The 22911-nt window shown below is 40.5% G+C and carries 21 protein-coding genes; 6 read left to right on the top strand and 15 right to left on the bottom strand.

Annotated features, from left to right (window positions below):
• Nucleotides 1–26 precede the first annotated feature (26 nt).
• The 4 genes from pgsA to QUE46_RS06225 form a co-directional block, all read right to left on the bottom strand.
• Nucleotides 27–572, bottom strand: a complete 546-nt coding sequence (pgsA, locus tag QUE46_RS06240) for a CDP-diacylglycerol--glycerol-3-phosphate 3-phosphatidyltransferase (protein ID WP_024033647.1) — start codon at nt 570–572, stop codon at nt 27–29.
• Between the two features lie 42 nt (nt 573–614).
• Complete coding sequence (gene uvrC / locus QUE46_RS06235; RefSeq protein ID WP_286246823.1) at nt 615–2438, bottom strand: excinuclease ABC subunit UvrC; 1824 nt, start codon at nt 2436–2438, stop codon at nt 615–617.
• An 11-nt stretch (nt 2439–2449) separates the two neighbouring features.
• On the bottom strand, nt 2450–3100 hold the full coding sequence (gene uvrY, locus QUE46_RS06230; protein ID WP_004589511.1) for a UvrY/SirA/GacA family response regulator transcription factor: 651 nt from the start codon (nt 3098–3100) through the stop codon (nt 2450–2452).
• A 162-nt stretch (nt 3101–3262) separates the two neighbouring features.
• A complete protein-coding gene (locus QUE46_RS06225) occupies nt 3263–4411 on the bottom strand; it encodes a dicarboxylate/amino acid:cation symporter (RefSeq protein ID WP_286246817.1) in 1149 nt (382 codons plus the stop codon).
• Between the two features lie 366 nt (nt 4412–4777).
• On the opposite strand from QUE46_RS06225, the gene cysK reads away from it, so the two are divergent.
• Nucleotides 4778–5746, top strand: a complete 969-nt coding sequence (cysK, locus tag QUE46_RS06220; protein ID WP_286246815.1) for a cysteine synthase A — start codon at nt 4778–4780, stop codon at nt 5744–5746.
• Between the two features lie 146 nt (nt 5747–5892).
• Nucleotides 5893–6327: a hypothetical protein gene (locus tag QUE46_RS06215; protein ID WP_286246813.1), complete on the top strand. Its 435-nt coding sequence runs from the start codon at nt 5893–5895 to the stop codon at nt 6325–6327.
• A 63-nt stretch (nt 6328–6390) separates the two neighbouring features.
• On the opposite strand, the gene QUE46_RS06210 is transcribed toward QUE46_RS06215, so the two are convergent.
• Nucleotides 6391–8667, bottom strand: coding sequence for an acyl-CoA dehydrogenase (locus tag QUE46_RS06210; protein WP_286246810.1), 2277 nt, complete (start codon nt 8665–8667; stop codon nt 6391–6393).
• A 167-nt stretch (nt 8668–8834) separates the two neighbouring features.
• Between QUE46_RS06210 and QUE46_RS06205 the strand changes: the two genes are divergently transcribed.
• On the top strand, nt 8835–10682 hold the full coding sequence (locus QUE46_RS06205; protein ID WP_286246808.1) for a M2 family metallopeptidase: 1848 nt from the start codon (nt 8835–8837) through the stop codon (nt 10680–10682).
• An 82-nt stretch (nt 10683–10764) separates the two neighbouring features.
• Here QUE46_RS06205 and QUE46_RS06200 read toward each other — a convergent pair whose 3' ends face one another.
• The 8 genes from QUE46_RS06200 to QUE46_RS06165 all read right to left on the bottom strand — a co-directional run bounded on the left by QUE46_RS06200 (nt 10765) and on the right by QUE46_RS06165 (nt 18074).
• A complete protein-coding gene (locus QUE46_RS06200) occupies nt 10765–11568 on the bottom strand; it encodes a putative porin (RefSeq protein ID WP_286246806.1) in 804 nt (267 codons plus the stop codon).
• A 477-nt stretch (nt 11569–12045) separates the two neighbouring features.
• Nucleotides 12046–12840, bottom strand: coding sequence for a putative porin (locus QUE46_RS06195; protein ID WP_286246805.1), 795 nt, complete (start codon nt 12838–12840; stop codon nt 12046–12048).
• Between the two features lie 198 nt (nt 12841–13038).
• On the bottom strand, nt 13039–13413 hold the full coding sequence (locus tag QUE46_RS06190) for a PH domain-containing protein (protein WP_004589518.1): 375 nt from the start codon (nt 13411–13413) through the stop codon (nt 13039–13041).
• A complete protein-coding gene (locus QUE46_RS06185; protein ID WP_286246799.1) occupies nt 13413–14321 on the bottom strand; it encodes an ABC transporter ATP-binding protein in 909 nt (302 codons plus the stop codon). The genes QUE46_RS06190 and QUE46_RS06185 overlap by 1 nt, the downstream gene beginning before the upstream one ends.
• On the bottom strand, nt 14318–15145 hold the full coding sequence (locus tag QUE46_RS06180) for an ABC transporter permease subunit (RefSeq protein ID WP_286246797.1): 828 nt from the start codon (nt 15143–15145) through the stop codon (nt 14318–14320). The genes QUE46_RS06185 and QUE46_RS06180 overlap by 4 nt, the downstream gene beginning before the upstream one ends.
• Nucleotides 15146–15305: 160 nt before the next feature.
• Nucleotides 15306–16484: a cystathionine beta-lyase gene (locus QUE46_RS06175; RefSeq protein WP_286246795.1), complete on the bottom strand. Its 1179-nt coding sequence runs from the start codon at nt 16482–16484 to the stop codon at nt 15306–15308.
• 9 nt (nt 16485–16493) lie between these two features.
• Nucleotides 16494–17417, bottom strand: coding sequence for an NAD(+) diphosphatase (gene nudC, locus QUE46_RS06170; RefSeq protein ID WP_286246793.1), 924 nt, complete (start codon nt 17415–17417; stop codon nt 16494–16496).
• Between the two features lie 153 nt (nt 17418–17570).
• Nucleotides 17571–18074, bottom strand: coding sequence for an NYN domain-containing protein (locus QUE46_RS06165; RefSeq protein ID WP_089347278.1), 504 nt, complete (start codon nt 18072–18074; stop codon nt 17571–17573).
• A 168-nt stretch (nt 18075–18242) separates the two neighbouring features.
• Here QUE46_RS06165 and QUE46_RS06160 point away from each other — a divergent pair, with 168 nt between their 5' ends.
• Both QUE46_RS06160 and QUE46_RS06155 read left to right on the top strand, forming a co-directional pair.
• Nucleotides 18243–18866 (top strand): hypothetical protein, encoded by a 624-nt coding sequence (locus QUE46_RS06160; protein WP_286246788.1) that lies wholly within the window; start codon nt 18243–18245, stop codon nt 18864–18866.
• Nucleotides 18866–19609 (top strand): DUF3307 domain-containing protein, encoded by a 744-nt coding sequence (locus QUE46_RS06155; protein WP_286246786.1) that lies wholly within the window; start codon nt 18866–18868, stop codon nt 19607–19609. The genes QUE46_RS06160 and QUE46_RS06155 overlap by 1 nt, the downstream gene beginning before the upstream one ends.
• Before the next feature lie 112 nt (nt 19610–19721).
• On the opposite strand, the gene QUE46_RS06150 is transcribed toward QUE46_RS06155, so the two are convergent.
• Nucleotides 19722–21116 (bottom strand): DEAD/DEAH box helicase, encoded by a 1395-nt coding sequence (locus tag QUE46_RS06150; RefSeq protein WP_286246785.1) that lies wholly within the window; start codon nt 21114–21116, stop codon nt 19722–19724.
• Nucleotides 21117–21210: 94 nt separating this feature from the next.
• Here QUE46_RS06150 and QUE46_RS06145 point away from each other — a divergent pair, with 94 nt between their 5' ends.
• Nucleotides 21211–21675, top strand: coding sequence for a DUF1801 domain-containing protein (locus QUE46_RS06145; RefSeq protein WP_286246783.1), 465 nt, complete (start codon nt 21211–21213; stop codon nt 21673–21675).
• A 181-nt stretch (nt 21676–21856) separates the two neighbouring features.
• Here QUE46_RS06145 and QUE46_RS06140 read toward each other — a convergent pair whose 3' ends face one another.
• The gene (locus QUE46_RS06140; protein ID WP_286246781.1) at nt 21857–22696 is read right to left on the bottom strand and encodes an isopenicillin N synthase family oxygenase; all 840 of its coding nucleotides are present in this window, start codon (nt 22694–22696) and stop codon (nt 21857–21859) included.
• Between the last annotated feature and the right edge of the window lie 215 nt (nt 22697–22911).

Raw genomic sequence — 22911 nt, 5'->3', positions numbered from 1 at the left:
AACGGTGCGTTATTAGACGTTTACAATCAATTTTTGGTCAATTCACTCCATGCAGCCATTAAATATTGCACCATAGAGCTTAGTGTTAAATAGGTGGCTATATACAATAAAGCAAAACTTAAATAGATCATCCACGTATCGTATTGCCAAATTAGGCCAATAATTGCCAGCATTTGCGCCGCGGTTTTTATTTTGCCCATATTTGATACTGCAACGTTTCCACGTTTGCCTTGTTCGGCCATCCACTCACGTAATGCAGATATCACTATTTCACGGCTGATAATAATAAGTGCCGGAATCGTCATATACATAGACTGATAATGATCAGAGAGCGCAACAAGTGCAGCACACACCATAACCTTATCGGCTACAGGGTCTAAAAACGCTCCAAAAGGCGTAGATTGCTCTAGCTTTCGTGCTAAATAACCGTCAAGTATATCGGTGATTGATGCAAGCCAAAAAATAAAAGCGGCAGCAAAAAACGCCCAGCTATAAGGCAAGTAAAATATCACCAAAAATATGGGGATAAGAAAAAGTCTAAAGGTTGTGAGTGTGTTTGGAATATTCCACATAACTACTTGGATATGTCTTTTTTTCTATATTCGCATGAAGGGCTAGCCCTTGTCATGCAAATGGTTAAATATCTTCTCAGCCATGTCAGGACTGATCCCAGGAACTTTTTTTAACTGTTCTATATTAGCAGCTTTTACCCCTTGCATGCCCCCTAAATATTTTAATAATGTTTGGCGGCGCTTAGAACCCACTCCGTTGATCTCTTCTAATAATGATTGCGTACGTTGTTTTTGGCGCTTATTACGGTGCCCTGCTATAGCAAATCGGTGAGATTCATCGCGAATATGTTGAATTAAATGAAGTGCTGGCGCATCCGAATCCATAGGGATTGTTTTACGCCCGCCATCGATTAGTAAGGTTTCTAGGCCTGGTTTCCTACTCGTGCCTTTTGCAACACCTACTAACAGCGGCATTTTTGCATGGGGCCACGTAGCAAAATACTGCTCTGCACGGCCTAACTGCCCTTTACCACCGTCAATAAATATAACGTCAGGGATTTTGTCTTCATCAACCACTTTGTTGTAGCGTTTGTTTAGTGCAAACTCCATTGCCGCGTAATCATCACCGCCGGTTATACCCGTTACGTTGTAGCGCCTATACTCTTTATTGTTAGGCCCTTGAGAATCGAATACGACACAACTGGCTACAGTGTTCTCCCCCATAGTATGGCTAATATCAAAACATTCCATTCTATTAATATCATCAAGGCGCAGGGTTGCTTTTAATTGGGCATAACGTTTGTTTATAGAGTCTTGTGTGCTTTGTTTAACGGTAATGCTGTTTAATGCATTTTTATTAGCAAGCTGAAGGTATTGTGCTCGCTCTCCGCGGGTAACCACTTTAAGCGATACTTTGCGCTCACTAATTTGCGTAAGGGCTTCACTCAATACGCTACTTTCTTCAATCTCGAACGGTAAAATAATTTCTTTTGCTATGCGCCCTGTCGCGCCAGGCGCTAAATAATATTGCCCTAAAAACGAAGTAAGTATTTCCTCTTGCCCCGAATCTTTAGGTACTTTTGGAAAATAGGTTTTACTGCCTAGCACTTTATGATCGCGGATCATTAATAAATGAATTCCGTTTAATCCATTTAAGTGCGCAAAACCTACTACATCCATTTCAGCAAAATTACCTGAAATAGACTGCTGTTCCTGCATTTTGCGCAGTAGCATGATTTGGTCACGCACTTTAGCTGCGAGCTCAAAATTGAGGTCTTTACTCGCCGCTTCCATTTTTTTTATTAAATCGGCTATCACTTCGTGCGACTTACCCGTTAAAAACTTACGTACATAATCAACTTGTTCGCCGTACTCTTGCTCTGTCACTTTATTAACACACGGTGCTGAGCAGCGCTTTAGCTGATACTGTAAACACGGGCGGCTTCTGGCACGGTAGTAGGCATCTTCGCACTGACGTACAGGAAATATTTTTTGCATTAAACGCAAACTTTCCGACACGGCGCCAGCACTTGGGAAAGGCCCAAAGTACTCGCCTTTTACCTTGCGGCTACCTCTATGAAAGGCTAAACGCGGATGTTTATGATTTGTAAGTAATATATAAGGGTATGACTTATCATCACGTAATAAAATGTTATAACGCGGCTGATATTTTTTTATAAGGTTGTTTTCAAGCAGCAGGGCTTCAGTTTCGGTGTTTGTGAGGGTAACTTCAATATCGCAAATATTACTCACTAACACTCGGGTTTTACTGTCGGTTAGATTAGATCTAAAGTAACTACTTACCCGCTTTTTTAAGTTTTTAGCTTTACCGACATAAATAACTTGTTGTTCACTATCAAGCATACGGTATACACCCGGTTCACTTGATAGCGTTTTTAAAAATTGGCCGTGATCGAATTCAGACATAAATTAAAAAATTAATGAGATACGTCTATATCAATCATTTTATGGCGAATAGCCAAATGAGTAAGCTCTACGTCGCCCCCTACATTTAATTTTTCAAACATACGGTAACGGTAGCTGTTCACTGTTTTTGAACTTAAATTTAAGCGCTCGGCAATATCTTGTGCTTTTTCACCTTTGGTGATCATTAGCATAATTTGTAGCTCGCGCTCAGATAAGCTTTGAAACGGGTTTTCATCGGTACGCCCTGTTACTTGCGCAAGGGCAATTTGCTGTGCAATTTCTGGGGCGATATAACGCTGGCCTGCATGAACAGAACGTATAGCACGAACCATTTCATCAGAGCCTGCACCTTTGGTTAAAAACCCATGCGCACCAATTTGCATTACTTTAGAAGGAAATGGGTCTTCGCAGTTAACTGTAAGCACAATAATTTTTACATCTGGGCAATAGCGGCAAATCTTTTTTGTGGCCTCTAAGCCACCCATGCCAGGCATATTCATATCCATTAATACAATATTAGGTGCGTGCTGGCGACAAAATTGTACCGCAGCCTCACCATCTTTAGCTTCGCCTACCACTTTAAAACCACGTACGTCATCTAATATACGTTTTATACCAGTTCGTACCAGCTCATGGTCATCAACTAAAAGCACATTAATCAATGTAATACCCTCATTAACCTAACAATACACGACTAAACAATTCAATTTGCCACATTACCACAGTTAAAGCGAAACAATAACTAATATTATTGCTTCGCTTTAGGTTTACTCATCTTTTAGCATTATTTTACTACAGCTAAAAACCAGTACTTTAGTTTTTTATTACGCTGCTTTTTCGCTAAAACGGTCTACCCATAGGGCAATAATACCATCGCCTGTTACATTACACGCTGTACCAAAGCTATCTTGCGCAAGGTAAAGTGCAATCATTAATGCAACAGCGCCCTCGTTAAAGCCAAGCATACTGGTCAATAAGCCCAGTGCCGACATTACTGCACCACCTGGTGCACCAGGCGCTGCAATCATTACTACTCCTAGCATCATAATAAATGGCAGCATGCCTATTAAAGAAGGCACTTCCATACTTGGCGATAAAAACATAACGGCCATAGCGCAGGTTACAATAGTGATTGTAGAACCCGATAAATGAATAGTTGCACACAAAGGAACAGTAAAGTTTGCTACATCTTCTTTAACATTATTTGCTTTACTTGATTGCAAAGACACCGGAATGGTTGCCGCGCTCGACATTGTCCCCAGCGCTGTAAAATAAGCAGGAAGCATATTTTTAACTAGCTCCAACGGGTTACGTTTAAGTAATACTCCCGTAGAAACATATAATACGCTTAACCATAGCCAATGCATCACAAGTGCTGCAATAAGCACTACACCAAAGGTTTGCAGTGTATCTACCACAGTACCTGCTACGGTCATTTCTGCAAATACACCCGCAATGTAAAATGGTAAAGCCGGAATAATTACTTTAGATAATAAAGCATCAATTACGTCGCGACCCTGATCAGAGACTTTTTTAAGTGTTTCTAGTTCCAGTTGGCTCATGCCTATACCAAACACAAATGCTGTTACAAGCGCTGTCATTACACCCATCAGTGGTGGAATTTCTAAATCAATAAAACTACCAATTTCAGTGGCAACTTCGGCTTCAAACGTAATATTGCCACTTAACAGTGGAATAACCGCACTCACTAATAAAAAGGCAAGCGTGCCCGCAATTACCGTAGAGCTGTAAGCAAAGCCAACGGTTTTACCTAATAAATGGCCTGACCCTTTAGGTAAGCCAGCAATGCCCGAAGCAATAAAAAATAAAATAATTAATGGAATGGTAAAAGAAATGAGTTGGCCAATAAGCTCTTTAACAGTAAACAAAAGCTCAACACCTGTAAGAGGTACATAAAGCCCGACCAAAATACCGGCCACAATACCGGCAATTAATTTTAAGATTAACTTCATTGTGATTGCTTAGTTGAATATAGATAGAGTGTTTTTAACATGTTTTAGGCGCATTGTGTGATAAAAGTATTCAAGTTATATTCATGTGCACAAATAACACACAAAAACATCGCAATAATTAGCCTATCCTGTGCATTTTTTAACTACGTGGCAAAGTTTACTCTTTAAATTTAAAAATAAGCCCGCATCTTTAATAACTAAAGCAACAATAATAACTAATTTTTATTTCGGCTGGTTATAAGCCCAATAGATATATGTTATAGCCAAACTTTACTTTAGTTTTTTTAAACTCGCAGTAAAGTGTATTTATATAGTTAATAGCAAAGGCTATTAACACATTGATCAGATTGTATCCAAAGGAACATTATGTCTACTATTTTTGAAGATAACTCACTAAGCATTGGTAATACACCATTGGTAAGACTTAATCGCGTAACAGGCGGAAACGTTTACGCTAAAGTAGAATCGCGTAATCCTAGCTTTAGTATTAAATGTCGTATTGGTGCATCAATGATTTGGGAAGCTGAAAAATCAGGTCAGCTTGTCAAAGGTAAAGAACTAATTGAACCTACATCGGGTAATACAGGTATTGCCCTTGCATTTGTTGCAGCAGCACGTGGCTACAAATTAACACTCACCATGCCAAATACAATGAGCCTAGAGCGCCGCAAACTATTAAAAGCATTAGGCGCTAACTTAGTGCTTACCGATGGTGCTAAAGGTATGAATGGCGCAATTGAAAAAGCAAAAGAAATTCAAGCAACAGACCCAGAAAAATACATTTTATTACAACAGTTCGAAAACCCAGCTAACCCTAAGATTCACTTTGAAACAACCGGCCCAGAAATTTTTGACGCGCTTGATGGCAACATCGACTTTTTTGTAGCAGGTGTAGGCACTGGTGGTACTATTACAGGTGTTAGCCGTTACCTTAAAAACGAAAAAGGCATAGACGTTAAGTCAATTGCTGTTGAACCTACTAGCTCGCCTGTTATTAGCCAAACACTTGCAGGCGAAGAAGTAAAACCAGGTCCACATAAAATTCAAGGTATTGGCGCAGGCTTTATTCCTGGCAACCTTGATTTAAGTGTGATTGATGGTGCAGAGCAAGTGTCAAACGAAGATGCGATTGCTATGGCCCATGAGCTAATGAAAAAAGAAGGTATTTTAGTGGGTATTTCATCAGGCGCAGCGGTTGTAGCCGCTAAACGTCTTGCTGAAAAGCCAGAAAACGCTGATAAAAATATTGTGGTTATTTTACCAAGTGCCACAGAGCGTTACCTGTCTAGCCCAATGTTCGCAGAAGAATTTAGCGAGCAAGAATTAGTACAGTAAACTTCTCTCCTTGAGATACTTAAAAGGATGCTTATGGCATCCTTTTTTATTATTTATTGTTCAATTTTCTATTTATTCCCCAGCGCTGCTTTACATCTTGTTTAATTAACCACACACTTTAAAAAAATTAATTAAAAACATTCAACATGAAAAAAATAACAGCTTATTTAAGTTTTATTGTATGCTTTTTTTTAGCCGCCTGTGGCGATAACGTACAAACACTGGGCGACTCACCAGGCGATACAGCCACCGCTTACTTTGATGCACTGTATAACCAAAAAGATTTACAAAAAGCCAGCACCATGGCCACCCCCAACCTCAGCCGGATTATGAAATCCTATGGTACTGCTAAGCAATTTGCCCGAAACTTAGTTAACCTGCAATACGATGAGGTTGTCATTGAAGTCGATATGACCAACATGAGCGTACGCGAACAATATGGTGATAACGCTAAAATAAACCTCATTTTTACAGGCTACTTTAATGGCGATAAAGTCGATGATATGCGCAGCGTTAAAATGCTTCGCAAAAAAGGGAAATGGTATATAGATAAAATAGTTGCAGACCCTTATGCTCGATAACTACTAACAAAAAAGGCCTTACATGCGTAAGGCCTTTTTTGTGTTTAGCGCTTGTCTTAAGCGTTATAATTCACCGGGTTGAAAGTTATCAACCGCAATGGCTTGTTTTCTAAGCTTGTTAGTATGGTGCATTGCATCGGCATCTGCTTGCTCTAAAAAGCCTTGCTCCAACGAATAATTAATTGCGCCTTCTATATCAAGCGTGGCAGGTACCTTACCACTGCGCTGCCATTGTTTTAAGTCTTTAAACTGTGCTTGCATATCATGCATAGCTAAAAACGCATTTTCCATCACGCCAGTGCCTGCATTTTCATCAACATAACATAAATGCGTTAAGCGATTTCTAAACACCCCAGGTTGCGTCATATGCTCACAAATACTTTGTGCTGTTTCATCACTTGGTTTGTGATAGTGATTCCCCAGCGGAAACACAATGCGTTTAAGTAAAAAGTTAACTACCGGATTTGAAAAGTTTTTGAAAAAACCATCAAACGCTTGACCAATTTCATACAATGAGTTTTCAATAGCGTATTTAACAAACGGTAAATCAGCTTGTTGGCGCCCTTCATCTTCAAAGCGCTTTAACACTGTAGACGCTAAATATAAATGACTAAGCACATCACCTAAGCGGGCCGAAATCATTTCTTTTCGTTTAAGCTCACCACCCAATACCAGCATGGCTACATCGGTTGTAAAAGCAAGGCCACGGCTCATTCTGCTCAATTGTTTGTAGTAAACAGCGGTTGCACCACATACAGGCGCTTTAGCAAAACAGCTACGAGTTAGACCATGCACAAAAGCCATACCCGCGTTACTTGCAGCAAATAAAATGTGCTTCATGAGCAAGCCGTCGAATTGATCAAGTGCTGCGTCGTCATCGTCCATTGCCGCAGCTTCCATTTCTTTTAACACAAACGGATGACAACGCGTGGCACCTTGGCCAAAAATCATTAAATTACGCGTTAAAATGTTTGCCCCTTCAACCGTAATTGATACCGGGATCCCCATATAGCCATGGGCTAAATAGTTATTAGGACCTACTTGAATACCTTTGCCCGAATGAATATCCATTGCATCGTTCATTACCGTACGCCCCATTTCAGTCATATGATATTTTGCAATGGCGGTAACAACTGATGGGCTTAGTTTTAAATCTATTGCGCCTGCGGTCATTAATCGTGCCGACTCAAGCGTATATGTTAACCCGCCAATACGGGCTAGTGCTTCTTGTACACCTTCAAATTGGCCAATTGATACACCAAACTGTTGGCGTACCATAGCGTAAGCAGAGGTCATTTTAGAGGCTAAATGCCCTGTTGCGGTACTTAGGGCAGGTAAAGAAATCCCACGCCCGGCACTTAAGCATTCAACCAGCATACGCCAGCCTCGCCCTGCGCCTTGCTGACCACCAATAATCCAATCTAGCGGAATAAATACGTCTTTACCGTACGTAGTCCCGTTCATAAATGCCATATTTAATGGGTAATGGCGCTCACCCGTTTCTACCCCTTCGTGATCTGTAGGGATTAACGCACAGGTAATGCCAAGCTCTTTTTCATCACCAAGTAGCCCATCGGGGTCATACATTTTAAAAGCAAGACCAAGTACTGTTGCAACCGGCGCAAGCGTAATATAGCGCTTAGACCAATTTAAACGCAGGCCTATTACCTCTTCACCATTATGCTGGCCTTTACATACTATGCCAGAGTCAGGAATACTACCTGCATCAGAGCCCGCTTCGGGTCCGGTAAGGGCAAAACATGGCACATCTTCACCATTGGCAAGCGTTGGTAACCAACGGTCTTGTTGCTCTTTTGTACCATAATGCAGTAACAGCTCGCCTGGGCCTAAGCTATTAGGAACCATAACAGTAACCGCCGCAGTTAAGCTTTTTGTGGCAATTTTTGACACTATGGTAGAGTTTGCAATCGCTGAGAACTCTCGTCCGCCAAATTTTTCAGGAATGATCAGCGCAAAAAAGCCCTCTGTTTTTAAGTAATCCCACACTTCTTTTGGCAGATCTTTGTCTTTTTGCACAATTTGATAATCATCTAGCATGGCCAGTAGCGCGTTAACCTGATTTTCCATGAAATCATTTTCTTTATCGCTAAGCTCAGGCCTTGGAAAACGATGTAGTTTTTGCCAATCTGGGTTACCACTAAATAGCTCACCATCCCACCATACATCACCGGCCTCCATTGCCTCTCGCTCAGTTTGCGAGAGCGGCGGAAGTACCTTTTTAAACATTTTAAACGTAGGACGGCTGATCAGGTTAAGGCGAATATCTTTGACTGCAAAAATAACCACCACCACGACCAGCAATATTATAAATACTGACATGAGCACATTCCTTTTACATTGAATGAAAATAGTAACTTAATTATGACCCATCTTAGTTTAAATACAATCATTGCGCGATACACTACACACCTTAACGTATTCATTTTATTGTTTTAAACATCGCTGCTATTATCACTCTCTTAATAACAATAAACCAAAGGAATACCATGAACACACCACGCTTTAAACTCAGCATGAGCGCGCTTGTGGTTGCCAGCACACTTGCTTTATTGGCTTGCGATGCACAGGTAACACTAGACACCAGCGATTCATCACACGCTACCAAAACAGTAACCGTAAAAGATGCGAACGCATTTATAGCAAAAACAGAGAAAGAGCTAAGTGAGCTTTACCTAGAGTCGAGCCGCGCTGAGTGGATTTACGCAAACTTTATTACTCATGATACCTCGGCGTTATCTGCAGAAATTAATCGTAAAATGACCGAGTCGGTTGTACGTTTAGCCAATCAAGCAGCTCAATTTGATGACTTAGAACTCGATTACGATACACGCCGTAAGCTTAATAAACTTAAACTCGCGCTTACCTTACCCGCTCCCCAAAATGCTGAAAAAACAGCTCAGCTTTCAACTATTGTGGCAGAGCTAGGTGGTTTATACGGTAAAGGCAAATATTGTAAAGACGATGGCAGCTGTTTAAGCCTTGGCGATATGACCGCAAAAATGGCCACCAGCCGCGATTACAACGAGCTACTTGATTTATGGCAAGGGTGGCGTCAAATTTCAAAACCCATGCGCCCACTTTACGAGCAGCAAGTAACTCTTACCAACGAAGGGGCACAAGAGCTAGGCTATGCTGATACCGGCGCAATGTGGCGCAGCAAGTACGATATGCCCGCCGATGACTTTACAACCGAGCTTGACCGCATTTGGGGGCAAGTAAAGCCACTTTATAACTCACTGCATTGCCATGTACGCGCTAAATTAGGGGAAAAATACGGCACCGACAAAGTAGTCCAAGATGAACCTATTCCTGCGCATTTATTAGGAAACATGTGGGCACAAGCGTGGGGTAACATTTACGATGTAGTCGCACCAGAAAACGCCGATCCGGGTTACGATGTTACCGAGCTATTAGCTAAAAATAATTACGACGAGCTTAAGATGGTAAAAGGGGCTGAAACCTTTTTTACCTCAATGGGATTTGAGCCACTGCCAGAGACCTTTTACGAGCGCTCGTTATTTGTAAAACCAAAAGACAGAGACGTGCAATGTCATGCATCTGCATGGAATATAGATAGCAAAGACGATTTACGTATTAAAATGTGTATTCAGCGCACGGGCGAAGAGTTTTCTGTTATTCATCATGAGCTAGGCCACAATTTTTATCAGCGCGCTTATAATAAACAGCCTTTATTTTATCAAGAAAGTGCCAACGATGGTTTTCATGAAGCGATTGGCGACACTATTGCCCTTTCAGTTACACCAGGCTACTTAAAGGAAATTGGCTTACTAGAGCAAGTGCCTGATGAGTCAAAAGACATTGGCCTACTAATGAAAATGGCGCTAGATAAAGTGGCGTTTGTGCCATTTAGCTTAATGGTTGATCAATGGCGTTGGCAGGTATTTTCAGGCCAAGTAAAGCCGCAAGATTATAATAAAGCGTGGTGGGAGCTACGTGAAAAATACCAAGGTGTGCAAGCGCCTATCGCACGTAGCGAAGACGACTTTGATCCAGGTGCTAAATACCACGTACCAGGCAATACCCCTTATACACGTTACTTTTTAGCGCATATTTTACAGTTTGAGTTCCACCGTAGCTTATGTGAAATTGCCGGTAACGATAAAGCGATTCATCGCTGCTCTATTTATAACTCAAAAGAAGCAGGCGAAAAACTAAACGCAATGCTTGAGATGGGTTCATCTCGCCCATGGCAAGAAGCACTTGAAAGCATTACAGGCAAACCGCAAATGGATGCAACCGCCATGCTCGATTACTTTGCCCCACTACAACGCTATTTAGATGAGCAAAACAAAGGCCGTAATTGCGGCTGGTAATATAATTAAGCTCAAACATTAAAAACAACAAAGCCCGCTCAAATGAGCGGGCTTTGTATTCATATTCTAATTTTTAGTTAAATTAGAACTGTAAGCTTAGATTTGCGAAATAAGCATCGTAATCAGAATCATCCCAGTTATTGCCGTAACCTGCTTCTAAACCAACATTATTATTGAAAAAGTGTTGAGCACCAAAAGCGTAATCATCGTTCTTGTTAACTGTAACAAACACTGATGTTGCTTTACTGAAATAGTAGTTAGATGCTAATTCCCAGTTACTTGAACCGCCATCAACATCTTCAAACTTACCTTCAACAGTTAAGTAGTTACCTTGCTGTAAATCAACAAAGTACTTAGCTGCTACTGCACGGTAGTCAAACTCATCATCTGCTGTTACTGTAAAGCCAATATAATCAGTGCTGTTTAGTTCGTGGTTATATTCTAGGTCAAACACAAACTGATTGTCAGCATCTTCAACATCTACAAACGTTGCTTTTAATACAAGGTTTGGGTTAAAGAAGTAACCAGCAGAAAGTTCAATTACATCCGTGCTTGAGCCAAAATCACTATCGAAATTATTGTACTGTGCACCTAGTACAAAATCTTCTACAAAATACTCACCGCCAATGCTAGTAACATCTCCAAAATCATTATCACTGTATGCACCATAAACATTTGTTTGCTTATTGATGTACTCAAATTGATCATAAGGACCTAATGTCGCTTTTGGAGAAAAATAATAAGTTGAGTCAACACTTACAGTGTCATCACCATCTACATCCACGTATCCTACATGGCTGATTGATTGGTAAGTATCTGCGGCAATTGCAGTGGTTGCAGCGCTTGATAATAAAATGCTCGAAATGATAACGGCTAATTTTTTCATTTTAAATTCCCTATAAATATTACTTTTTATGCCTCAGCTGTCTAGCCAAAGTCGGGGCGCATCCTAACAACAAAAAATGAACAAAAAATGAATGGGCGAACAAATTAACTACAAAAACAACCACTTAACTTGTTAATAATTATACTCAAATGTAAATATTAAAAACATCCTTAAATCTACAGGATAATAATATGCCATTATATAAACTCAAAAAGTAACAAATAAGGTACAAACTGTCGCTAAATTGATACAACTAAACTATTCGATAAACCTCACCAATGTAGCTTCCTTCAATTATATTTTTCTCATTTTTCAAAAATTTTTTACTTTTTAATTTTAAGAAAGCTACTTAGATGAGCAAAACAAAGGCCGTAATTGCGGCTGGTAAAACTTTTACCACGGTTAATTTAAGTCAAAAACTACAAAGCCCGCTACAGTAGCGGGCTTTTTATGCTTTTAATTAAGTACAGGGCTTAATTAAAACTGAAAACGCATGTTTGCAAAGTATGCATCGTTATCAGAGTCATCTGCATTGTTCTCGTAACCTACTTTAAAACCAATGTTTTTATTGATGAAGTGCTGAGCACCAAAGCTGTAAGTATCTTGCTTGTTGTAGTTAGCAAACACAGACGTTGCTTTTGAGAAGTAGTAGTTAGTTTCTGCTACCCATTGGTTCTCTGCATCATCAATGCTTTCGTATTTACCTTCAAACGTTAAGAAGTTACCTTGCTGTAAATCAATAAAGTACTTAGCTGCAACGGCGCGGTAATCAAAATCGTCATCTGCGGTGAGTGTTACACCTACGTAATCTGTGCTGTTTAGCATGTGGTTGTATGCTAAATCAAATAAAGCATAGTCATCGCCGTCTTTGTTTTCAACAAGTGTTACTTTTGCTAGTAAGTCTGGGTTGAAAAAGTAACCGCCGGTTAGTTTGTAAAGTTCACCATTAGAGCCTGAATCTGGATCGTAGTTTTCGTATGATGCGCCAATTAAAAATTCATTAATAAAGTATTCGCCACCAACATTCGTTAAATCGCCAAAGTCGTCATCAGCGTAGCTACCGTAAACGTTAGTTTGCTTATTGATGTACTCAAACTGATCGTACGGCCCTAATGTTTTTTTAGGAGAAAGATAGTAAATAGAATCTACAGCAACGGTGTCGTTGTTATCGCTATCTTTGTAGCTTAAGTTACTGATTGAGTTATAGCTGTCTGCAGCAGCCGCAGTGCTAGATAATAAAATGCTTGAAATAATAACTGCTAATTTTTTCATTGTAAGACTTCCCTTTGTACATTGCTTTTTATGCTTTAGCTCATTGACTAAAGTGGGGACATGCTAACGCTGGGAAACTGAATGAAAACTTAATTAACTAGTTGTATTTATTAAGTTAATTGTAAGGAGGTGTAAGAAACTGTAAATTTAAAGTAGTTGCAACATATAGTCAACAACTACTTAAAACATGTGCATTATTTAAAGCGCGTGCTGGCTAATTACTCGGTACACTTCGTTAATATTATCACCCGATTTAAATTCTTTACTAATAGGCGTTGGATCTGACCCAATCCAAATTTTAAGCTCAGCGTCTAAGTCAAAGTGCCCTGCACTTTCTTTACTAAACTTAGTAATTTTAGAGTAAGCAATACTTACCATTTCCATTTTTGAGCCGGTCATACCTTGCTTATCAATTAAAATTAAACGCTTATTAGTAAAAATAAACATATCGCGAATCACCTTATAGGCTTTTTCTACTTGTTCGCCATCTATAAGTGTATTGGCAAGCACTTTTTCAAGATCTGAATCGTCTACTTCACTTGCATTACCCATTAAACCGCTTAGTAATCCCATTATACTTTCTCCTGTGTAAATATTTGATTTTCTAATGTGTGGCCATTTACTAACTGCCTATATTGCCAATTTTGCTGATGGCAAAAGTTTAATAAAGCAATATCAAGTGGCTCACCGGTTGGTTGGTACTCAATCACAAATTCTTTATGTTGGCTCATATACACACGGCTTACACCTGCTAACGCTTGTAGTTGCTGCTCAACATTTTGATACGCCTTGCTGAGCATTAAGGTATAAAAGTGTGTATCGGTATTATTCTCTTTAGTTTGATGCTCGCTCAAAATGCCTTGATCTAAATGCAAAACTTGCGAGCATAGGCGCTCAAGTTCGGTTAAATCGTGCGAGCTTAAAATAAAGGTGGCTTCTTCGCTTAAGCTCGATACCAGCTCGCGCACCTCTCTGGCATGAATTGGATCAAGCCCTGCTGTGGCTTCATCTAGCATTACAATTTTTGGTGCGCCAATCAACGCTTGCGCTATGGTTACGCGCTTTCGCATACCATGAGATAAATCGCCCGCACGCTGCTTAGCGACTTCTTTTAAGCCAACTAAATCAAGTACGCGCAGCGCTTCATTGTGGCTTTGTTTAGCGCCCATGCCTTGAAGCTTGCCATAAAACGCCAGTTGCTTATCTATATTAAAACGCGGATCTAACTGCGCATCTTGTGGCAATGCACTCACCTGGTTAAACAATGCAGCGCTTCCAGGCTTATGTCCTAAAATACTAAGCTCACCTTGGCTTGGGTTTATATACCCGCATAGCAAACTAAATAGTGTGGTTTTACCGGCGCCATTGGGGCCTACTAACGCCACAGGTGCGCCTTTATTAATTTCAAAGCTTACGTTATTAAGTGCTTGCTTTGCACCATACGATTTACTTAAGCCGCTGGCTTTTATTAATACGCTCATAGCGAACTCCTTGTAAATATTCTATGTGCAATAGCAATAAATACCGCGCTTTGTATAAGCGGCACACCTAAGGCGCTCAATAAAGGTAAGTTTTGCCCAGCTAAAAGCTCAGAATTAACCCCAGGGAATATATAATCGAGCGCATTTAAAGCTGGTATCTGCCACGCCAATATACCCACAACAATACCGCCACCCGCAAAGTATAAAATAGCTAACACAATAGCTAATCGCGACGAGCGTGCAAATGTGTTTATCAAACTCATTAAGGCCACAAACGGACTAAGTACTACCACAAGTATTAAAAATATTGATAACGCACGAAAAAAACCACTAACAAGTAAGCTTGGATCTCTAAACCCTAAAACCGCTAAAGTGGCTATAAGCGTAATAGCGACTAAGCAGGCTAATACGGCTAATTGACCTAAAAAACGTCCAAAAAGTATTTCAAAGCGTGTTGAGCGCAATGATAAAAACCGCAATGTGCCACGCTCTCTATCACCAACGGTTTGGTCGCTCGATATAAAAATAGCAAATAGCGGAAAACTATACAGGGCCACCAGCCAATACATGGCAAATTCGGCTTCTGGCCAATCAAGCAACTTACTTAAGCCAATACTGCCTGAAATATCGCGTGCCATTTGTTCAAAATTGGGGGCGCTGATAATACTGACCGCTTGACCTATCGGGTAGCGTAAAATAAGCAGCCAAACAAGGGCAAAGGCTGCCATTGCAATTAAGCCGCGTTTTGTTAAAAACATACGTACTAGCTCAAAGCCCGCTATTTGGGTTAATCGCCCCATGCTTACTAATGATAATGTTGCCATTGGCTTTCCTTAATGACGTTGCTCATGCTTTAAATTAAAGCGTAATGTAACCACAGTAAGTGTAAACACCTTGAATTACCAGCAAAAAAAAGCTCACCTTAAGTGAGCTTTGTAACAAACCATTTAAATGTAACTGGCTAAACTTTATTTAAGCCAAATTTTATAAATGCTGTTGGTATACTTCAAGCGCTTGGCTTAAATCGTTAATTAAATCATCAATGTCTTCAAGGCCAATATGTAAGCGGATCACCGGGCCTAAATCCCAACCTGTATCTGAGCGAAGCCCTTTCATGGTTAAATTAGCCGTCACTAGGCTTTCAAAACCGCCCCACGAAAAGCCCATTTTAATATGCTCAAGGCTATCTAAAAATGCATCAATGGCTTTTTGGTTACCGGTTTTCATTACAATTGAAAACAACCCATTGCTGCCATCAAAGTCACGCTTAAAAAATTCATGCCCAGGACAGCTTTCAAATGCAGGATGGCGAATATGATCAACTAACTCATGTTGCTCAAGCCATTTTGCCACCTCTATAGCCGCCTTTTCGTGCTGATTTAAACGCACCGCCATCGTACGTAAACCTCTAAGCGCTAAATACGCATCATCGGCACTCGTGCACTGCCCTAATAAATACGACTGCTCACGCAGTATTGGCCAGTACTTTTTATTGGCAACCGCCACACCCATCATTACATCAGAGTGGCCAACAATGTACTTAGTGGCTGCTTGAATACTTATATCAACGCCGTGCTCAAGCGGACGGTAATGCAGTCCATTACCGTAGGTGTTATCAAGCATGGTCATAATATTATGCTCGTTTGCTACCTTAACCATGGCTGGTACATCTTGTATTTCCATGGTTATAGAGCCCGGAGATTCTAAAAACAATACCTTCGTATTTGGCTGTATATACTCTTTAATACCCGCGCCAATCGTTGGAGGGTAGTAAGTGGTTGTTACCCCAAGGCCTGCTAAAATTTTATCGCAAAAGTCGCGCGTTGGCTCATACACGTTATCAACCATTAAAATATGATCGCCCGCTTTTACAAACGACAGCAACGCTTGGCTAATCGCCGCTGCACCGCATGGGTATAACGCGCAGCCTTCGCCGCCTTCAAGCTCAGTAATGGCTTCTTGTAGGGCAAAATGCGTACTTGTGCCACGGCGGCCATAAAATAAAGTTTTATCACCACGCGTTTTAGCGGCTTGTTTTAAATCGGCCACACTATCAAATACAATGGTAGAAGCGCGTTGTACGACTGGATTTACTACGCCATGGGTATAGGCTTTTTTGCGCCCAGATGACACTAACTGCGTGTTTTTATTTTTGCTCGACATTATCAATCCTTAAACCTTATTTGTAAGCCATTGTTCAATTAAAAAGCGTGAAATAGAGTCAACACGTGGGAGCTTATAATGTTCGCCCTCGTCGCCCATATTGCCAAACTCAGCTACCTCTTCGCGGGTAAACCATTTAGCATCATCTAATTCGTTTTTATCTACGTTAATTTGCTCCGTTTTAGCCTGTGCAATAAAGCCAAGCATAATAGAGGAAGGAAACGGCCAAGGCTGAGAAGCAATGTAACGTACGTTTTCAACGTCAACGCCCGCCTCTTCTTTTACTTCACGGGCCACTGCTTGCTCTAGTGTTTCACCTGGGTCAACAAACCCAGCAAGCGATGAATACATACCTTGCTGCCATATTGCTTGGCGACCCAATAAACAGCGCTCTACCCCATCGGCAAATACTTTTGTAACCACCATAATTACTGCCGGATCGGTGCGTGGGAATGTAGGGTGTTTACATTGCTCGTTTTCACATAAGCGTGAGTGCCCAGCTTCAACTAACTTATTTTTACTGCCACAACGCCCGCAAAAGCGATGTGTTGCGTGCCAGTAGCATAAACCACGCGCTAGTGCCGCAATTGAGCCGTCTTGCATAGCCACTTGTGGGCCATACTGGCGAATATCAAAAAATTGCGCATCGCCAATAATTGGGGCTAGCTCGTCATCGTGTATGGCCGACACATCAAGTGCAAATACACCGTGTTGTTCGTCATTTGAACCTAAAAACAGCGCATCTGATAAATCTAAATGGGCAATTTGTTGGTGTGTTAGGTAGCACACCTGTGGGGAATTTTTATAAAATAATGTATGGTTATTATTAACCAAAAGCCACTTACTTTGCGCCGACATTTTTGCGCTTAACCACGCAGCGTCTTTACGAAAATTAGAGCCTCTATCTAGTGGCATGTTGCTGTAATGAAGCATGTAAGTCCTTGGTAACTCGTTATGCTTTAAAATTACCATAACCTCTTAGTAAACCCAATTTATTACAGTAATAAATAAAGCCTATATTAACGATATAGGCTCTGTATTAAAAACTCTCATGTTGCAGGCACTTAGGCTCTTTTTTTTTACGCTTTACAGTAGTAAACTATCATCAATTAAATGAAACTGCTCAGCACTTTGTTTAAGTACCTCGGCAGTTAACTTATCCGCGCCATACACATCGCATGGTACATTATATTGGTGTTTTAAATGCCCTAATAATAAAGCAAAGTCACCATCGCCAGAGAGTAAAATAACTTTATCGAGATTTTTACCTTGCTCTAGCATGTCTATCGTTATGCCTACGTCCCAATCGCCTTTTGCACTGCCATCTCGACGTTGAATAAACGGCTTAAGTTTTACCTCAAAGCCAATAGCGCGCAAAATGTTTTGAAACTGGTTTTGTTTTTCATCACCACGATGAATTGCATACGCAAAAGCACAATCAATTGTGTATTGCTGTTTCATTTGCGCCCAAAAGGCATTGTAATCAAAATTTTTGCGGTAGCTCTCACGGCATGTGTAATAAATATTTTGTACATCAACAAAAATACCAACACGGGGTTTATTGTTTTGCGGCTCGTTATGTGAAGTCATTTATTTTCCTAAGTGGATAAAGGCAAATGGCCCAATTAACGTCGGGGCCATAAACGAGTGTTCCTTGCAATTATGCTTTAAGTAACCTAAATTGGTTACTTAATTAAATGTAACCAAATTTGGTTACTTAAGCCTATGTAACCTAAATTGGTTACTTATTGGATTTTTATGATTGGTGTGATCAGCGGCGATATCATTAAATCGCAAAAAATACCTAAACAGCAGTACGATGCCATGCTTTATCAGCTAGCGCAAAGTTTGCGTGCAGTTTGTAGCAAAACAACACTTTGGAACATTTACCGGGGTGATGCATTTCAGCTGCAAGTAAACCAAAGCGAAGCGTTGATTAAAACCGCGATTTTAATTTACCTGCAGTTAAAGTCAGCCGGATATGAACTCAGACAAAGCATGGCTCTTGGCAGCATTGATAACCCACGCAGTGACATTAAAACAGCAACGGGGTCTGCGTTTGTACTTTCAGGGCAAGGCCTTGATAATATAGCGAATCAACGCTTTGTTTTTACTATTGCACAACAAACAGTAGATGAAAGCTTTGATCTTAATCTTGCCTTTGTTGATACCTTACTGAGCAAAATAACGCAAAAGCAGGCCAACGCTTTGTATGTGTATTTAACACACACAGATAACAACCACGCAGCCCTTGCTAAAGAGCTAAATACGAGCCGCGAAAACGTCACTAAGCTGCTTAATTTAGCCAATTATCAGCTCATAGAGCGCTTTATAGTGCACAGCGAGCAAGTTATAAAAACGATATTAAAAGGAGTGGTATAATGGGGTTTTCATTATTGCTCGTGGCACTTATTATTGGCCACCTACTCGCTGATTTTTACTGGCAACCTATGAGCTGGGTAAACAATCGAAACACCCGCCATTTTAAAGCTAAAAAGCTCTACTTGCATGTGCTTGTTCATGGCATTACGAGCGCTATAATACTTACCGCTTGGGAATACACAATCGGCTGGCAGCAACTAAGTACTGTGTTACTTGCCACAGCTGTAATTATGCTTAGTCATTACTTTATTGATATTGCAAAGTCGTATTCTAATAAAGGCGTTGTGCCCTTTTTACTCGACCAAATAGCACATATAGCCGTAATAATAACGCTGTGTATTTATATAACTGATAACCAAAGTTTAATGGCACATGTATACGCACTTGCCACAAATCCTAAAGTACTTTGGGTTGTGTGTGGTTATTTAATTATATTAAGCCCCACTGCGGTATTTATAAGAATGATGCTAGAGAGGCTCACCGCTAACTTTTCAAGCGAGGGCAGCTTGCCATTAGCAGGGCAAAGCATTGGAATGTTAGAGCGTGTATTAATGCTGAGCTTTATTTTGCTCGATCAGTTTGCTGGAGTTGGTTTTTTGCTCGCTGCAAAGTCGGTATTTAGGTTTGGCGATTTAAGTGCCAGTAAAGATAAAAAGCTCACCGAGTACGTAATGCTAGGCACTTTACTAAGCGTAAGTGTTACTTTATTTGTAGGTTTAGCCGTTAATTATTTAATTAGGTAGAGCATACATTAAGTATAAATAACAGATAATAAAAAACGCGCTACTTTTATTAAAAAGGTAGCGCGTTTTTTATTGGCGTTTAATTAAAGGCCAATACAATCATTAATAATGATTAATCGTTATTATTTGGACGACGACGGCGCTGGCCATTACCACCAGCCGATTGACGTTTTGCCCACGGGTTTTGTGCATTATCATCTGTTTTAGCCGCAGGCTTTTTAGACCCACCACGACGAGGGCCAGTACCGTTACCACCATTGTTAGGCTTTTTGCTATTAGGCTTATCAGACTTTGGTTTGTTAAACGGCTGCTTTGCCTTTTTAGGTTTTTTAGGTTTAATTGGACGAGCATCTAATGCACGCTCTGGTACTGGGTTAGTTGGTTCAAACCCCTCTTCCTCAGCTCGTGGAATAAGCTCACCTATAAAGCGTTCAATGCCGTACAAGTCGGCAGCATCATCGACTGTTACAAACGAAATAGCATGGCCCGATGCACCAGCACGACCTGTACGGCCAATACGGTGTACGTAATCTTCATATACATTTGGTAAGTCGTAGTTTACAACATGCGGAAGCTCAACAATATCAAGACCACGTGCCACAATATCGGTGGCAACTAACACTCGTACTTCACCACTTTTAAAGCCATCTAATGCTTTAACACGGGCACCTTGTGATTTATTACCATGAATAGCGGCGCCTGCAATGTCGTCACGTTCAAGTTGTTTAACTAAACGGTTAGCACCGTGTTTAGTGCGGCTAAATACTAAAACTTGTTGCCAATCGTTACTGCGAATCAAGTGGCTTAATAAAGCAGTTTTACGTGATTTATCAACCGCATACACACTTTGTGTAACGCTTTTAGCTGTGGTGTTTTTTGCCGCTACTGATATTTCAACAGGGTCGTTAATTAACCCTTTTGCTAAAGCGCGAATATCATCAGAAAACGTAGCCGAAAACATTAAGTTTTGACGTTTAGTAGGCATTTTAGCAATAAGGCGTTTAATGTCGTGAATAAAGCCCATATCAAGCATGCGGTCAGCTTCATCAAGAACCAGCACTTCAACGCTATCAAATTTAACTGCGTTTTGATTATGTAAATCAATTAAACGCCCAGGCGTTGCCACTAAAATATCAACCCCTTTACGAAGGCGCTGCATTTGTGGGTTTATTTTTACGCCGCCGTACACTACAAACGAACTTACATCTGAATGCTTAGCGTATTCTTCAACGTTTTCGCTTACCTGCAAAGCCAGCTCGCGCGTAGGTGCTAAAATAAGCGCGCGTACATGGTTACTTTTTGCTTTACTGCCTTTAGATAACAGCTCAATTAGCGGTAACGTAAAGCCAGCGGTTTTACCTGTGCCCGTTTGTGCAGCCGCCATCACATCGCGACGTTCAATAATTGCAGGAATTGCTTGAGCCTGAATAGGCGTTGGCGTTTCATAGCCCTTTTCTAAAACCGCGTTAACTAAAGACTGTGATAAACCTAAACCATCAAAACTCATAAAATCTCTCAATAAAATAAAGGCCAAACCGGCCAAGGGCGCATTATACGCAACTAACTTAGAAATGCATGAAAATATTCACTTAGCAAATTAAGTGCTAACCTTAAAGCAGCTAATAACAATACAAACCAACGCGATGACATTAAAAACTAAAGCAAACCAAATAACGCTTAAGCAATGCCTAGAAAGTATAGATTCAAAGCGTATTGAAGACACACAAACCTTACTAACCCTGTTTGAAAAAGTCACAGGGGCAAAGCCTGTTATATGGGGTAAAGATATTATAGGGTTTGACCAATACAACTATAAGTACGACTGCGGCCGCACAGGTGAATGGCCAATTACGGGGTTTTCACCGCGCAAAACTAAGCTTTCTATTTATATTATGCCTGGCTTTGGTCACCCCAAAATAGCGGCATTATTAAATAAGCTTGGTAAACATAGCCTAGGTAAAAGCTGTTTGTACGTGACAAGATTGGAAAATATCGATTTAGCTATACTTGAGCAAATAATTGCTGAGTCGGTTTTAATTATGAAGCAAACTTACCCAAAAAATTAGTTGTTCTCAACAATTGCTCTGTATTCATGAAGTCGTAAATGAGCATTTATTAACGCAGGTAGCTACACGTTTGGCCTCTAAAATGATTAAACATTATTGCTCATTGGTATAACCTTGCTTAAAAACAACAAAAGCGGCTAAAAGCCGCTTTTGGTTTATATTTAACTTAATAAATATAATGTTATTTAACACCTAGTTCGCGTAAACGCTCTTGTAGGTAGCTGTCTGCAGTGTAGCGCTCAGAAAGCACAACATCAGGACGTGGGTGTAAAAACAGCGGTAAAGAAATACGCGACTTAGTCGACGCTTTACCCGTTGGGTTAATTACACGGTGAATAGTCGATGGGAAATATCCACCCGACGCTTCTTGTAGCATGTCACCAATATTAATAATTAAACTGCCAAAATCACACGGTACGTCTAACCAACCACCATCGGTTTTTTGAACTTGTAAACCAGGCTCGTTCGACGCCGGTAATACAGTTAATAAGTTAATGTCACCATGTGCTGCAGCGCGAATAGCACCTGGCTCTTCGTCACCCGTCATTGGTGGGTAATGCAAAATACGTAGCAATGTTTGCTCAGAATCAGCAATCATGTCTTTTAAATCAATAGAAAACTTAGCACGTACATCGGCTGGTGCCTCTGCTTGAACCCAGCTTAAAAGCGTTGCTGCAAATTCGTTAGCTAAGCGGTAGTACTCACGTACGTCAGCTTCAAGCTGCGCTGGAACACGGCCTTTAGGGTAAACATGAAAGTACTCTTTAATGTCTTTTACTGTAAAGCCTTTAGCTACCTCAGATACAGAAGGCGGAAAATAGCCGTCTTGTGTTTCTTTAGAAAATAAAAAGTCGTGCTTTTGCTCTGAGTTAAAAAAGTCTTGCCACTTTTCGTAAATAGACTCAACTAAAGATTGCGGGATTGGGTGATTTTTTAATACACCAAAACCGGTGTTTCTTAACGATTCAACAAATTGAGCAGCCGCATCGGGAGCTTTATAATCAACAGTAGGTAATTGCATTGTACGTTCCAGTGAATAGGTTGTAAGAACAGTGCCGCTTTAAATATAGCTAATATGCCAAGATAAAGTAGCAAAGCCTTAATTATAGCGCTGTGCGAGGATAGACAAACCACCCTAAAAACATAAGGACAAATGTCCGCAAGGTGAATTAGTAAACAACTTACTTGATCGAGATCAAAATATAAAAAACATTGAAATTGCACTCATTAGTGCTT

The sequence above is a fragment of the Pseudoalteromonas sp. MM1 genome (assembly GCF_030296835.1).
Taxonomy (GTDB): domain Bacteria; phylum Pseudomonadota; class Gammaproteobacteria; order Enterobacterales; family Alteromonadaceae; genus Pseudoalteromonas.
This window is presented reverse-complemented; position numbering and strand designations above follow the sequence as displayed.